This window comes from Deltaproteobacteria bacterium (genome assembly GCA_020848745.1).
Lineage (GTDB): Bacteria > Desulfobacterota > Binatia > UTPRO1 > UTPRO1 > UTPRO1.
In genome coordinates this window covers 17,613-31,850 of record JADLHM010000057.1, presented here as the reverse complement: position 1 = coordinate 31,850, position 14,238 = coordinate 17,613, and the positions used below count along the sequence as shown (strand labels likewise).

Genomic DNA, 14,238 nt, shown 5'->3' with positions numbered 1-14,238 from the left:
GAGCGCGTCCCCGGACCCTGTACGCCGCCCCCTTGCGCCCGGCGCGCGGCGTGCGCACACTCGACCCCGCATGCCGCGGGTCCCGAAGAAGCAGATGCAGTTCTCGTTCACCTACGTCGCGATGGCGATGGCGGTGCTCTTCCTCCTGCAGGGGCTCTTGTTGCGGCCGCGGCCGGTCGCCCAGACCTACAACCGCTTCCACGAGCTGCTCGACCAGGGGCAGATCAAGGAGGCGCTGATCGGCGTCGACCGCATCCAGCTGCTCGTGAAGCCCGGCGCCGCGCTCACCGAGGACGAGCAGAAGGCGATCAAGCAGAACCAGCCCCTCGCCGCGCGCTGGACCGGCGCGGAGCCCGAGCGCCTCTTCGAGGTGACCCGCATCCCCGGCGTCGACGACAAGATGCTGCTCGAGGAGCTCATCCGGAAGGGCGTCGTCTTCGCCGGCCGCATCGAGAGCACCTTCTGGCGCGACGTGCTGCTCGGCTGGATCCTGCCGATCGGCGTCATGATGCTGATCTGGGGCTTCGCGTCGCGCCGCTTGATGCAGGGCGGGATCGGCCAGGCGCTCACGATCGGGAAGAACCGCGCCCGCATCTACAGCGAGCAGGACATCAAGGTCCGCTTCGACGACGTGGCCGGCATCGAGGAGGCGAAGAGCGAGCTTCTCGAGGTCGTGCGGTTCTTGAAGACGCCGGAGCGTTATCAGCGCCTCGGCGGCCAGATTCCGAAGGGCGTGCTGCTGGTCGGTCCGCCGGGCACCGGCAAGACGCTGCTCGCGCGCGCCATCGCCGGCGAGGCCGGCGTGCCGTTCTTCTCGATCAGCGGCTCGGAGTTCGTCGAGATGTTCGTCGGCGTCGGCGCGGCGCGCGTCCGCGACCTCTTCGAGCAGGCCAAGACCAAGGCTCCCTGCATCATCTTCATCGACGAGCTCGACGCCGTCGGGAAGTCGCGGAGCGCCGGGCCGGCGGGCTTCGGCCGGCACGACGAGCAGGAGCAGACCTTGAACCAGCTGCTCGTCGAGATGGACGGCTTCGACACGTCGAAGGGCGTCGTGCTGCTCGCCGCGACCAACCGTCCCGAGGTGCTGGATCCGGCGCTGCTGCGCGCGGGGCGCTTCGACCGCCGTATCGTCGTCGAGCTGCCCGACGTCCGGGGGCGCGTGAAGATCCTCCAGGTGCACCTGAAGAAGATCCGCTACGCGCCCGGGCTCGAGCTCGATCGCATCGCCGCGCGCACCCCCGGCTTCTCCGGCGCCGACCTGGCGAATCTCGTGAACGAGGCGGCGCTGCTCGCGGCGCGCCATGACCACCAGCAGGTCGAGCTGGCGGATTTCGAGGAAGCCGCGGATCGCCTCACGGCCGGTATCGAGCGGCGGAGCCGCGTGCTCTCACCCGAGGAGAAGAACGTCGTCGCGCACCACGAAGGGGGACATGCGCTCGTCGCCGCGCTCGTGCCGCACGCCGATCCGGTTCACAAGATCACGATCATCCCGCGCTCCATGGGCGCGCTCGGCTTCACCATGCAGCTCCCGCTCGAGGACAGGGTGCTGCAGAGCAAGCCCGAGCTCGAGGACCGGCTCGCCGTGCTGCTCGGCGGGCGCGCCGCGGAGGAGCTGATCTTCGGCCAGGTCACGACCGGCGCGCACAACGACATCGAGCGCGCCTCGCAGATCGCGCGCCACATGGTCTACGAGCTCGGTATGAGCGAGCGGCTCGGGCCGGTGAGCTACCTGGCGCCGGGCGGCAACCGGTATCTGATGCCGAACGACGCCTTCGGCGGACGGGGTATCCCGGTCAGCGAAGCGACCGCGGAGCTCCTCGACGCCGAGGTGACAGGCTTCATCCGGCGCGCCCACGAGCGCGCCGGCGAGCTCCTGCGGAGCCACCGCGCGGGTCTCGAGCGGCTGGCGGTGCGTCTGCGCGAGAAGGAGACGCTCGACGGCGAGGAGCTCGCCGCCGCCCTCGACGACGCCACCCGCGAGTCGACGCCGGAGCCCGTGACCGCTCCACGCGCGGCGTCGTCGTAGCTGCTGATCATCTCGCACGGGGCGCCGGTGCCATGGCGGCGTGGGGCGCCGCCTCCCGGCTCGAAGAAGTAAGAGATCTCGCAGGGAGACGGCGCCCCACGCCGCCCTCGCGGCGACACTGCGCGATGACAGAGGCGTCGCCACGCAGGTCCGAGCATGCGGTCACTCTCAGCCGGAGTCCGAGGCGGCTCGGGCGGCGCACGGTGACGGCGGCGAGCGCGTCGCCTGGTCACTGGTCGTGGGCGATCGCAGCTGCCCGGGGCGTGGACGGAGGGGCCCGCCGCGGCGAGATCTCTTATTGCTTCGAGCGGCGGCGGGCCCCTCCGTCCACGCCCCGCGGATCACCGCGTCGTCGACGCTACGGACCGGGGACGATCTTGAAGACTTCTCCGTCGAAGCTGCCCGAGCCGTAGTCGACGATGTAGATCTCGCCGCGCGCGTCCTCGCCGAACGACGAGACGCCGCCGATCGAGAAGCCGCCCGTCGCGGGATCGAGATCGCTCGTGCGGCTCTGGACGTTCTGCGCGTCGCCCCCGCTCACACCCTGGAAGGTGTTGATGAAGCCGCTGAAGTCTCCGTAGAAGTACACGCCCTGCATGCCCGACATGGCGCAGCCGCGGTACACGTAGCCGCCCGTCACCGAGTTGCCGAGGGCGTGATTGCCGCAGACTCCTGGGTCGTTGCCGAGGCTGTGGCAGTACTCCAACACCGGCTCCGTCATGCCAGCGGGTCCCGGCGGGCAGGCCGGGTCGCCGGTTTCGGCGTGGCAGTGGCGGCCCTCGATGAAGTCCCAGCCCCAGTTGATACCGGCCGCGAGCGGCGCCGCCTGGTAGTCGATCTCCTCGAATTCGTTCTGACCGACGTCGCCGATGTAGAGGTCGCCGTTCAAGCGATCGAAACTGAAGCGCCACGGGTTGCGCAGGCCCTTGGAGAAGACGTCGTCGAGCGGGTTCGCCGGCGGGTCGTCGACGTCGATGCGGTACATCTTGCCGAAGAAGCTGGCGTCGTCCTGCGCGGCGTCGTTCGGATCGTCGCCCGCGCCGCTGTCGCCCATTCCGTAATAGAGGAAGCCGTCCGGTCCGAACGCGATCATGCCGCCGTTGTGGTTCCCGAACGGATCGTCGGCGCCGGTCACGATCACGGTGCCCGACGCGTTCGCGATGTCGGGATTGCCGCTCACCGTGTACTCGGCGACCTCGCTGTGGCCGGCGGCGCCGCCGCCGCTGCGCGTGTAGCTCACGAAGAAGCGGCCATTCTGCTCGTAGTTCGGATGGAACGCGAGCCCGAGGAGGCCCTGCTCGCTGCCGGGACCGCCGTTGGCGATCGCGTCGATGTCGAGGAACGGCGTCGGCAGGAGCACGCCGTTCTTGATGACGCGGATGCGGCCGGCCTGCTCGAGCACGAAGATGCGGTTCGGGTCGAGCGGCGGGGCGGTCACGAAGACCGGCGCCTGGAGTCCGGAGGCGACGCGCACGGAGTGAATGGCGGTGCCTCCGGTGGCCGGTACGCCGGCGCAGAGCGCCGACGTGTCCTCGAGCTGGCAGCTCGCCGAGCACCCGTCGCCGGGTGTCGTGCCGCCATCGTCGCACTCCTCGGTCCCCGCCGCGAGGCCGTCGCCGCAGACGGGCGGCGTGCAGTTCGCCGGCGCGACGGCGTTCTTCGCCTGCACGCGCCCCGCCTCGTTCTTGGTGAAGGAGGTGAAGTTGCCGCAATAGGTCTCGCCGCCGATCTGGAACCGCACCGCGACCGCGCTCTGCATCTGCGTGACGGCGTACGGCCAGGCCGCGCCGCCGCCGGTCACTTGCAGCTGCCCGCCCTTGCTGCCGGGCTTGAAGAGCACCTGCTTGACGCCCGTCGCGCGCGCCTTGTCGAAGTACTTGTACCCCTTGCTGCCGGGAGGATTGCCGAGGCCCTTCCAGAAGCCCGGCGCGAGCGCGATCGGTCCCGTCGCGCCGCCGCCGCCCGCTCCGCTGAGCTCGATCGTCGCGCCGAGCGTCCGCGGGTCGCCCGCCTGGCCGGGGTCGATCGCGAGATCCTTCAGCGCCTTGAAGTTGACCGAGCGCTTCTCCGGCTTGCCGGGAGGATCCTTCAACAGCAGGTAGTCGCCGCCGATCGGATGGTCGGCGGCGATGACGGTCGACGCGGCGAGCGCGGCAATGCCCAGGGCGAGGGAACGGAGACGGCACGGCATGAACGATCCTCCCGCCGGAAGGTCTAGCGGCTGGAGCGTTCCGGTACAACGTGTTTCCGCCGGCGGAATCGGTCGTCAGAGCGCGTGCGCCCTGTCATGCAATGCGACGAGGGCTCAGGCGGGCGGACCGTACACCTCGCGGGCGTATTCGAGCACCATGCGGTCGGTGTTGAACATCGGCAGCAGCGAGCGCATCGACGCGCGCACCCGCGCCAGCCAGCCGAGCGGGATGCCGCGTTCGTCGCGTTCGTAGAAGAGCGGGACGACCTCGTCCTCGAGCACGCGGTAGAGGGCCTCGGCATCGGCGTCGTCCTGCGCTTCGGGGTCGCCGTCGTCGAGCTCGGCGCCGATCGCCCAGCCGTTGTCGTTCGCGAAGCCTTCGCACCACCAGCCGTCGAGGATGCTGCAATTCAGGCCGCCGTTGGCGATCACCTTCTGGCCGCTCGTGCCGCTCGCTTCGAGCGGCCGGCGCGGCAGGTTCAGCCACACGTCGCAGCCCTGGACGAGGAAGCGCGCGAGCGAGACGTCGTAGTTCTCGAGGTACACGATGCGCCCGAGGTGCTCGATCGGCCGCTTCCAGCGCGCGAGCTCCTGGAAGTTGCGCTTGGCCTCGTTGTCGAAGGGATGCGCCTTGCCGGCGAGCACGAACTGGACGGGGCGCTCGTCGTTGGTGAGCAGCCGCGCGGTGCGATCCTGGTCGTGGATGATGAGGCTCATCCGCTTGTAGGTCGCCATGCGGCGCGCGAAGCCGATCGTCAGGACGTCGGGGTCGAGCAGGTGGTCGGCGGCGGCGATGAAATCCTCGTCCTCGCCGTTGCGGGTGCGGCTCTCGTGGGCGCGCGCCCGGACGGCGGCGACGAGATAGCGGCGCAGCTGGTTGCGCATCTCCCACAGCTCGGCGTCCGGGATGTCGTCGACGCGCGCGATCGTGCGGGAGTCCCCGAGGCGCGCTTCCCACCCCGGTCCGAGATGGTGCGCGAGGAGCGAGCGCGCGACGGGCGCGGCCCAGGTCGGGACGTGGATGCCGTTCGTCACGTGGCGGATCGGGACCGCGGCGGGCTCGCGCTCGGGGGTGAAGTCGCGGAACATCTCGCGGCACACCTCGCCGTGCTTGCGGCTCACGCCGTTCACCGAGCGCGCGAAGCGCATCGCGAGCGGCGTCATCCCGAAGGGCTCCCAGTGATCGTCCGGCCGGCGCCGCCCGAAGGCGAGGAACTGGTCGCGAGTGAGTCCGAGCTCGTTCCAGTAGGCGGCGAGGTGGGTGTCCATGAACTCGACGCCGAAGACGTCGTGGCCCGCGGTGACCGGCGTGTGGGTCGTGAAGACGCACTGCGCTTTCACGTGCGTCTTCGCCTCGACGAGCGGCGTGCCCTGCGCGAGCTCCTCGCGCAGCAGCTCGAGCGTGAGAAACGCCGAATGGCCCTCGTTCATGTGGAACACGCTCGGCTTGAGCCCGATCGCCCGCAGCGCGCGCACTCCGCCGAAGCCGAGGGTCAGCTCCTGCACGAGGCGCGTGTCCTGGTTGCCGCCATAGAGGTGGCCGGTGATCCAGCGGTCGCGCTCCTCGTTGTCGTCGCGGTTGGTGTCGAGGAGGTAGAGGGGAACCCGGCCGACGCGCACGCGCCAGATGCTGACGTGCACGGGACGGCGATGGATGATCACGGTGACCGAGAGCGGGCGGCCGTCGGGGGACGTGACGCGCTCGATCGGCAGGGACGGGACATCGAGGTCGACGTAGCGCTCGCGCTGCCAGTTGGAGCGGTCCATGTCCTGGAGGAAGTAGCCCTGGCGGTACAGCAGCCCGACGCCGACCAGCGGCAGGCCGACGTCGGAGGCCGACTTCAGATGATCGCCCGCGAGCACGCCGAGGCCGCCTGCGTAGATCGGCAGCGACTCGTGGATCGCGAACTCCGCCGAGAAGTACGCGATCGGGCGCTCGGCGCTCAGGCGCGGGTCGATCCCGGGGAGCGCCTCGCGCGGCGGCTGGGTGGCGGCGCGGAAGCGCGTGACCAGGTCCTGCGCCCGGGTGCGGTAGTGCGGGTCGATGTCGAGCTCGGTGCGGCGGGTCGCGATCGTCTCGTCGAGCAGCTTCTTCGGATTGTGTCCGCAGGTTTCCCACAGGCTGCGCGAGATGTCGCGGAAGACCTCGGGACCATCGAGCTGCCAGCTCCACCAGTAGTTGTCGGCGAGCTCGCGGAGCTCGCGAAAGAGCGGCGGGACGATTTCGGACATGGCGTCGGACCCTAGAGTGATCGGTGGGAGCGCGCAACGTCGCGCGCGGCGAGTGGGAGGTCACGGCGCCAGAGTGCGGCGCTCATCCCGAGCGGGAAGAGGAACGCCAGCGTGGCGCTCGCGTTGTGCGGCACGTTGCCGACGATGCCCGCGAGGAGAAAGACGACCGCGGGCAGGCCGAGGCCCACGAGCGCGGTGGCGGCGACGAGCGGCGCGCCAGGCTTCGCGAGGCGGACGCGGGCCGCGAGGCCGATGGTCGCCGAGACGAGCGCGAGCCCGAGGGCAGCGTCGCACGTCGCGTGCGCCACGCGGGTCGCGGCGGGATCGCCGATCGCGAGCTGCAGCGAAGCGGCGGCCGCGAGCGAGGCGGCCCACACGACCGGCAGCGTGCCGGCGGCGAAGCGCCCGCGGGCGTCGCCGACGGCGAGCGCGAACTGGAGGAGGGCGGCGGGCAGGAGCGCCGCCGCGAGCACGTGCATGCGCAGCGACCCGGCCGGCGGATAGAGGTCGGCCGCCGTCAGCATGTAGACGCCGCCGACGCCCCCGAGCAGCAGGAGCGCCCGCCCGATGCGCTCGCTCGGGAGCGTCCAGGCCGCCGCGATCGCGAGGAGCAGCCAGCAGAGGCCGGTGCCGGCGTACGCGCCGAAGACCGCCCAGTAGTCGGCCGCCGAGAAGCGACGCGAGCGGACGGTCACGGTCTCGACGGTGGTGCCGTCGGTCACGGTGTAGGTGAGCGGGCTGCCGATCGGCTTCGCGGCGACCCGCCGGTGGAGCGCGTCGGCGTCGGCGATCCGGCGCCCGTCGACGGCGAGGAGCGTCCGGTCGTAGAGGTCGCGGGCGGCGACGTCGGTCCAGGCGTTCCGTCCGACCGCCGCGACCGTCCGGTCGGCGCGCAGGAAGAAGCCGGCGAACGGCTGGTCGATCCAGCTCCGTGCGCCGAGCGCGGTGAGCGCGGTGAGCGCGATCGTCGCGACCGCGGACGCGATGAAGGCCGCGGCGGAAAGGCGCCGAGCGGCGTCGGGGATGAGGGGGACGTGGACGTTCGGCATGGCTCGACCTCCGGGCATCGCAGGAGGGTGGAGCAAGGCGAGGGCCAGCGCGTTCGCTCGGTCCGCCGGGGGTTTGCGCGTGCCGTGCCGGGCCAGGTGCGCGCCCGCGGCACGGCCGGCGTGTCAGGACGGCACAGCGGGGGCCGCTCTCTCAGCCCGGGACGACCCGCTCGGGGTGCCCCGACCAGGTCCAGCCGACGCTCGTCCGGCTCACCCCCATCATCAGGCCGCCGAGGGCCTTCGGGTGGATGAAGAGCGTGTCGGGAACCGGGGCGTCGGCGGGCCCGGTCCAGTCGTGCGGCGCGTGCTCCCGCAAGCGCGCGCGGACCAGCGCGAGGTCCGGAGCCTCGGCGAAGCACATGTAGAGGCTCGGTCCGCGCTTGGTCATGAAGCGCCCCATCGTCTTCCCGAGGTCGACGGGCGTGATCACCTCGAGCCGATCGAGGCGGTCGCGCGGGTCGAACATCGTGAGCGTGCCGCGATACCCGTACTCCTCGCTCGTGATCGGACAGAAGCGCTCGGCTTCGAGGTCGAAGAGCGCGGCGATGCGGCGGGCGGCGTCTTCCCAATCGGCGACCAGGTTGGTGACCTCGTAGAGATGCGACACCAGGCCGGGGGCGGCCGGCGTGTCGCGCAGCGCCGACACCACGCAGCGGAGCCCCGTGCCACCGGTCGCGGCGGGCGCCAGAAAGAGCTGGCCGTCGGCGTCCGCGAAGTCGACGCGCCGCGCGACGAAACGGTGGCGGAGCGCGTCGAGCTCGTGGGTCGCGACGCCGGCCGCGAAGAGTCCCGGGCCGGTGCTCGCGAGGTGATCGGCGACGGGGCCGGCGCCGTCGGGCTCGAGCAGCTCGAGCACCGCGCGGCCGGCGGCGAGCGTGGTGCGGCGCGCGGCGAGCGGCGCCACGGCATCCTCGCCGGTCACGGCGGCGTCGAGGAGGCGGGCGAAGGGCAGGGCGGCGGCACGCCGGTCCGGGACGGCGAGCTGTACGCGGTCGACTCGGGAGAGCATGCGCCGTCTGTAGCGCGAGCGCACGGCGGCGGTCGAATGCCGAACCGGGGTTTTTTCGGTGGCAAATTTGCGCGAGGCTCGACTAAGATCGGCCGTGAACTCCCCATCGGCGCGGCATGAAAAGGAGCGAACCAATGGCACAACCGAGATTGCAGTCGGACTATCCCGCCGTCGCCCCCGGCGTGCGAGACTTCATCGGCGGACGGACGCGGAAGATGTTGATCGACGGGAAACGGGTCGAGGCCGCGTCCGGGAAGACGCTCACCTCCTACGATCCGGCGACCGAGGAGCCGCTGGCCGAGGTGCCGGCGGGTGAGAAGGAGGACATCGACCGCGCCGTGAAGGCGGCCCGCAGGGCATTCGAGTCCGGCCCCTGGCGTCGCATGACCGCGTCCGAGCGCGGCCGCGCCATCTGGAAGCTCGCCGACCTCATCGAGAAGCACGCCGAGGAGTTCGCGCAGCTCGAGACCCTCGACAACGGGAAGCCGCTCGCGGTCTCGCGCGTCGCCGACGTGCCGCTCGTCGTCGACCACTTCCGCTACTACGCGGGCTGGGCGACGAAGGTCGAAGGCGAGACCATCCCGGTTTCGATTCCGGGCCAGCAGATGCTCGCCTACACGCTGCGCGAGCCGGTCGGCGTCGTCGGACAGATCATCCCGTGGAACTTCCCGCTCTTGATGGCGGCGTGGAAGCTCGGCGTCGCGCTCGCGTGCGGCAACACCGTCGTGCTGAAGCCCGCCGAGCAGACCCCGCTCTCGGCGCTCCGCCTCGGCGAGCTGCTCGACGAGGCCGGCATCCCGCCCGGGGTCGTCAACATCGTGACCGGCTACGGCGAGACCGCCGGCGCCGCGCTCGTCGAGCACCCCGACGTCGACAAGGTCGCGTTCACGGGCTCGACCGAGGTCGGCAAGATCATCATGCGCGCCGCCTCGGGGAACCTGAAGCGCGTCTCGCTCGAGCTCGGCGGCAAGTCGCCGAACATCATCTTCGCCGATGCCGACCTCGACTCGGCTGCGATCGGCGCCGCCAACGCGATCTTCTTCAACCACGGGCAGTGCTGCTGCGCCGGGTCGCGGCTCTTCATCGAGTCGAAGGCCTACGACAAGGTCATGCCGAAGCTCGTCGAGTACTCCGAGAAGATCAAGCTCGGTCCCGGCATGGATCTCGCGACCGAGATGGGCCCGCTCGTCTCGCCCGAGCAGTACGAGCGCGTGACCGGCTTCCTCGAGTCCGGGAAGAAGGGGGGCGGCAAGGCGGCGTCGGGCGGCGGTCGTCCGAAGAGCCTCGCCAAGGGCTATTTCGTCGAGCCGACCGTGTTCACCGACGTGAAGCCCGATGCGAGGATCCTGAAGGAAGAGATCTTCGGCCCGGTCGTCTGCACGATCCCGTTCAAGGACGTCGACGAGGTCGCGAAGGCCGGCAACGACACCACGTACGGCCTCGCCGCCGCGGTCTGGACGAAGGACATCACCAAGGCCAACCGCCTCGCGCGGACCCTCAAGGCCGGGACGGTCTGGATCAACTGCTTCAACGTCTTCGACGCCGCCGCGCCCTTCGGCGGCTACAAGCAGAGCGGGTTCGGCCGCGAGATGGGCAAGGCCGCCCTCGAGCTCTACACCCAGATCAAGACCGTCTGGACCGACCTCGGACCGCACTGAGCCGGGGCGGGCTCGGGTCGCGACGGGCCGCGCCGACGATCGCGTCGGCGCGGCCCGTCTGGCCCTGAGGCGCAGCGCGCACCGGGTTTGAATTCGCGCCGGCCCCGTGCCAGGAAGCCGCATGGCTCGCACGTCGGGGGGAATCGAGGCGTACCGCTCGCTCGGGGCAGCGTTGCTCGTGATGGCGGTGCTGGCGGTGGGGGTGATCACGAGCTGCGGGGGCGGCGGGGGCGGCTCCGACGGCGGGTTGTGCGATCAGTGCGGTGAGAGCCCGGACGGTCCGTGCGTTCCGAGCGTCACGATCAGCCCGGGCGCCGGCCAGCCGCAGTGCACGCAGACGGTCGATCCCGACACGGGAACGTGCGTGGTCCAGCTCACCTGCCGCCGCAAGGTCGACAGCGGTCAACGCCGCTGCTACCCGCTCGCGCCCGGCGGCGCCGACGTCGACTACCAGTTTCGCTGCGACGACTCGCGGCCCGGCGGCACGCCGGGCCCGGCGCCGACGTTCACGCCGACGCCCGCGCCGACGGCGACGGTCCAGCAGAGTTGTGGGAACGGGACGGTCGAGGGCACCGAGGAGTGCGACGGGGGCGTCGGCAATGAAACGTGCGGAACGCGCGGATGCAGTCCGCCCGGCGGAAGCCTCTCGTGTAGCACGTTCACCTGCAAGTTCGACTTTTCGCTGTGCATCAGCGGCGGTGCCGGGTGCAGCTGAGCGCGTAGGGTGCGCCGACCGGCCGCGCGTGCCGGCGTGACGAGGCACGCAGCGCCGTTCGTCGGCCGGGGCCGATGTGCGGTGGTGCTCGTGGGTATGGTCGTCGCGCTGGGGGGCGGGTGTACGCCGTCGCGACGGGTGCCGCCGCTGCCGCCGCTGCCGGAGCCCGCCGTCGTGTTCGGGCCGCCGGCACCGCCGGCCGGCCGCGACCCCGCCGTCGACGAGGTCGTCGCCGCGCTCGGCGCGCGCGTGCGGGCGCATTGGAAGCCGCTCCTCGGGGCGGCGGGGGTCGCGTATCCGCCGGCCGAGCTCGTGCTCCTCGGCTTCAAGCGCGAGCGGCGCCTCGAGGTGTGGGGGCGCGACGATCCGGCCGGGCCCTGGGCGAGGATCGATACGCTGCCGGTCCTCGCGGCGAGCGGCCTCGGCGGACCGAAGCTCCGCCGCGGCGACTTGCAGGTGCCCGAGGGCCTCTATCGGGTCGTGGCGTTCAACCCGCGGAGCCGCTTCCATCTCTCCCTGATGATCGACTATCCGAACGCCGACGATCTCGCGGTCGCGGCGGTCGACGGGCGGCTGGACCTCGGCGGCGACATCTTCCTCCACGGCGGCGCCCGCTCGATCGGCTGCCTCGCGCTCGGCGACCGGGCGATCGAGGACCTCTTCGTGCTCGTCGCCGAGGTCGGCCTCGATCGGGTGCAGGTGGTCCTGGCGCCGTACGATCCGCGCGGCGGCATTCCGCTCGTGCCGGTCCCGGGGCTGCCGTTCACGGCGGATCTCTATCGCCGGATCGAGGAGCGCCTGGCGGCGTTTCCGGGCCGGCCGTCGTAACCGCGATGCGCGGCCGGGCCTGGACCGTGTGTTGCGTGGCGGCGCTCGCGGCGGCGCCGCGGCTCTTCGTCGCCTGGGAGCTGCCGCTCGCGGGGCCACCGGCGGCGCGCGAGTGCGCGCCCGACGAAGGGCTCCAGTACTGGACGGTGATGCGCTACGCCGGCGGCGACTTCGCGACCTGGCCCGCGAGCGGCTCGATCTACAGCGCGTACCCGCCGGTCCCCTACCTTCCGCACGCGGCGGCGCTCGCGCTCGGCCGGCTCCTGACCGACGACGCGGCGTCCGAGCGCTTCCCCTCGCGGTGGTGGCGGCTCCGCCACTACGCGACCGCCCGCCTCGGCGGCGTGTTGCTCGGGTGTCTCACGGCGGTCCTCGCGGCGCTCGCCGCGGAGGCGTGGAGCGGCTCGCGCCGCCTCGCGCTCGCGAGCGGCGCCGCGGTCGCGCTCTTTCCGCAGCTCGTGTTCGTGAACGGGTACGTGAACGCCGACTCGTTCACGGTCGCGGCCGTCGCCGCGCTGGCGGCGGCGCTGGCGCGCTGGGCGGCAGCGGGCGAGGGCCGGACCGGCATCGGCTGGGTCGGCGCGGCGGTCGGGGCGGTCGCGCTCGGAAAGCCGACGGGCTACGCGGCGCTCCCGCCGACGGCCGTGTGGCTGCTCGACGCACATCGACGCGGACGCCTCGATGCGCGGGCGCTCGGGCGGGCGGCGTTCGCTGCGAGCGCCGTTGCGGCGCCGGCGCTCGCGGTGAACGCGGTCCGCAACGCGGGCGACTGCCTCGGCCTCGCGAAGTACCGCGAACTCGTCGCGACCGAGTATACGACGCACCCGGCGACGGCGGCGCTGCCCTTCCTGCGCGAGCTCGCGCGCTCGTCGTTCGGCGTGTTCGGTCGCGCCGATCTGCCGATGCCGCCGGCGTACTACGTCGGCGCGGCGTGCTTCTTCGTCGCCGGCGTCGCGGCCGGCCTGAGGGCGCTCCGCCCGGCGGGGGCGGTCGCGGCGGCGGGCGCGCCGCGGGTGCGCGCCGCGGGGTGGCTCGCCGCCGCCGTGACGACCGCCCTCGCGCTCGTGCTCTGGAACGGCTGGACGGTCGACGCGCAGCCGCAGGGACGCTACCTCCTGCCGACGCTCGTGCCGCTCTGGGCGGCGATCACGTGCGCCCTCGGCGGCGTGTCCGCGCGCCCCGTCCTGCTGGCGGGGTGGCTGCTCTTCCTGGCGGCGGCCACGACGAGGGCGCTCGTGCTGATCCACGCGCACCCCTGCCTCTGAGGGCGCGCTCTTCCAATACGCCCGCCGGTCGCATACCCTCGCGCGTTCGAATCACCCCATCCCACCAACGAGGAGATCGCCTCATGCCCGAAGCCTGGATCGTCGCCAATGCCCGTACCCCGCTCGGCAAGTCGTTCCGCGGGTCGATGAACGCCACGCGCCCCGACGTCATGGCCGCGCACGCCATCAAAGGAGCCTTGGCGCAGGTCCCGCAGGTCGATCCGAAGGAGATCGAGGACGTGATCTGCGGCTGCGGCGTACCGGAGGGTCCGCAGGGCACGAACGTGGCGCGCGTGGCGGCGCTGGTCGCCGGGCTGCCGGAAACGGTCTCCGCCACCACGGTCAATCGCTTCTGCTCCTCGGGCCTCCAGGCGATCGCCATGGCGTCGCACCACATCCTGCACGAGGGCGCGACCATCGCGATCGGCGCCGGCACCGAGTCGATCTCGATGGTGCAGGGCCAGATGAACATGAACAACCTGGTAAACCCCGAGCTCTACGAGCGGTGGCCGGGCATCTACATGGGCATGGGCCAGACGGCCGAGATCGTGGCCGAGCGCTACAAGGTCTCGCGCGAGGACCAGGACCAGTACGCGCTCAAGAGCCAGCAGCGCGTCGCCAAGGCCCAGGCCGAGGGGTGGTACAAGGACGAGATCGTCCCCCTGAAGACGAAGAAGGCCGTGAAGGACGCCGACGGCAACGTCAGCATGGAGGAGGTGACGATCGAGCGCGACGAGTGCAACCGCGCCGACACCACGATCGAGGGCCTGCGGAAGCTGAAGCCCTCGTTCAAGGACGACGGCACCGTGACCGCCGGCAACGCCTCGCAGCTCTCGGACGGCGCCTCGGCGACGATCGTCATGTCGAGCGACCGCGCGAAAGCGCTCGGCATCAAGCCGCTCGGCAAGTTCCTCGGCTTCGCAGTCGCGGGCTGCCGTCCCGAGGAGATGGGCATCGGTCCCGTCTTCGCGGTCCCGAAGCTCTTGAAGCGCCATGGCCTCACGCTCGCCGACATCGACGTCGTCGAGCTGAACGAGGCCTTCGCGTCGCAGCTCCTCTACTGCCAGCGGGAGCTCGGCATCCCCGACGGGAAGCTGAACCCGATGGGCGGCTCGATCTCGATCGGCCATCCCTACGGCATGACCGGCTCGCGCATGACCGGCCAGCTGCTCCGCCACATGAAGCGCGAGGGCAAGCGGCTCGGCATCGTCACGATGTGCGTCGGCGGCGGCATGGGCATGGCGGGCCTGTTCGAGGCGCTGTAA

General features: G+C 71.6%; 10 protein-coding genes. 6 read left to right on the top strand and 4 right to left on the bottom strand.

Annotated elements, in window-relative coordinates:
• Positions 1-70: 70 nt before the first annotated feature.
• Positions 71-2,026 (top strand): ATP-dependent zinc metalloprotease FtsH, encoded by a 1,956-nt coding sequence (ftsH, locus tag IT293_08575; GenBank protein MCC6764703.1) that lies wholly within the window; start codon positions 71-73, stop codon positions 2,024-2,026.
• 358 nt (positions 2,027-2,384) lie between these two features.
• Here the strand turns inward: ftsH and IT293_08570 are convergent, their stop codons facing one another.
• The 4 genes from IT293_08570 to IT293_08555 all read right to left on the bottom strand — a co-directional run bounded on the left by IT293_08570 (position 2,385) and on the right by IT293_08555 (position 8,507).
• Complete coding sequence (locus tag IT293_08570; protein ID MCC6764702.1) at positions 2,385-4,217, bottom strand: PQQ-dependent sugar dehydrogenase; 1,833 nt, start codon at positions 4,215-4,217, stop codon at positions 2,385-2,387.
• A gap of 114 nt (positions 4,218-4,331) precedes the next feature.
• On the bottom strand, positions 4,332-6,449 hold the full coding sequence (gene glgP, locus IT293_08565; GenBank protein ID MCC6764701.1) for an alpha-glucan family phosphorylase: 2,118 nt from the start codon (positions 6,447-6,449) through the stop codon (positions 4,332-4,334).
• Positions 6,450-6,460: 11 nt separating this feature from the next.
• Positions 6,461-7,498 carry a hypothetical protein gene (locus tag IT293_08560; protein MCC6764700.1) on the bottom strand — a complete coding sequence of 346 codons (1,038 nt, stop codon included), beginning with the start codon at positions 7,496-7,498 and terminating at the stop codon, positions 6,461-6,463.
• Between the two features lie 151 nt (positions 7,499-7,649).
• Positions 7,650-8,507 carry a hypothetical protein gene (locus tag IT293_08555; protein ID MCC6764699.1) on the bottom strand — a complete coding sequence of 286 codons (858 nt, stop codon included), beginning with the start codon at positions 8,505-8,507 and terminating at the stop codon, positions 7,650-7,652.
• 134 nt (positions 8,508-8,641) lie between these two features.
• On the opposite strand from IT293_08555, the gene IT293_08550 reads away from it, so the two are divergent.
• The 5 genes from IT293_08550 (at position 8,642) to IT293_08530 (ending at position 14,238) form a co-directional block, all read left to right on the top strand.
• On the top strand, positions 8,642-10,165 hold the full coding sequence (locus IT293_08550; GenBank protein ID MCC6764698.1) for an aldehyde dehydrogenase family protein: 1,524 nt from the start codon (positions 8,642-8,644) through the stop codon (positions 10,163-10,165).
• Positions 10,166-10,286: 121 nt separating this feature from the next.
• Entirely contained in the window at positions 10,287-10,880 is a 594-nt protein-coding gene (locus IT293_08545) for a hypothetical protein (GenBank protein ID MCC6764697.1), read from the top strand.
• 36 nt (positions 10,881-10,916) lie between these two features.
• The gene (locus IT293_08540) at positions 10,917-11,708 is read left to right on the top strand and encodes a hypothetical protein (GenBank protein ID MCC6764696.1); all 792 of its coding nucleotides are present in this window, start codon (positions 10,917-10,919) and stop codon (positions 11,706-11,708) included.
• 5 nt (positions 11,709-11,713) lie between these two features.
• On the top strand, positions 11,714-12,973 hold the full coding sequence (locus IT293_08535; GenBank protein ID MCC6764695.1) for a DUF2142 domain-containing protein: 1,260 nt from the start codon (positions 11,714-11,716) through the stop codon (positions 12,971-12,973).
• Between the two features lie 83 nt (positions 12,974-13,056).
• On the top strand, positions 13,057-14,238 hold the full coding sequence (locus tag IT293_08530) for a thiolase family protein (GenBank protein MCC6764694.1): 1,182 nt from the start codon (positions 13,057-13,059) through the stop codon (positions 14,236-14,238).

Bases quoted from the DNA above. Each gene is read 5' to 3' on its own strand.
- ftsH (MCC6764703.1), top strand. From the start codon at position 71: ATGCCGCGGGTCCCGAAGAAGCAGATGCAGTTCTCGTTCACCTACGTC.
- IT293_08570 (MCC6764702.1), bottom strand. From the start codon at position 4,217: ATGCCGTGCCGTCTCCGTTCCCTCGCCCTGGGCATTGCCGCGCTCGCC.
- glgP (MCC6764701.1), bottom strand. From the start codon at position 6,449: ATGTCCGAAATCGTCCCGCCGCTCTTTCGCGAGCTCCGCGAGCTCGCC.
- IT293_08560 (MCC6764700.1), bottom strand. From the start codon at position 7,498: ATGCCGAACGTCCACGTCCCCCTCATCCCCGACGCCGCTCGGCGCCTT.
- IT293_08555 (MCC6764699.1), bottom strand. From the start codon at position 8,507: ATGCTCTCCCGAGTCGACCGCGTACAGCTCGCCGTCCCGGACCGGCGT.
- IT293_08550 (MCC6764698.1), top strand. From the start codon at position 8,642: ATGGCACAACCGAGATTGCAGTCGGACTATCCCGCCGTCGCCCCCGGC.
- IT293_08545 (MCC6764697.1), top strand. From the start codon at position 10,287: ATGGCTCGCACGTCGGGGGGAATCGAGGCGTACCGCTCGCTCGGGGCA.
- IT293_08535 (MCC6764695.1), top strand. From the start codon at position 11,714: ATGCGCGGCCGGGCCTGGACCGTGTGTTGCGTGGCGGCGCTCGCGGCG.
- IT293_08530 (MCC6764694.1), top strand. From the start codon at position 13,057: ATGCCCGAAGCCTGGATCGTCGCCAATGCCCGTACCCCGCTCGGCAAG.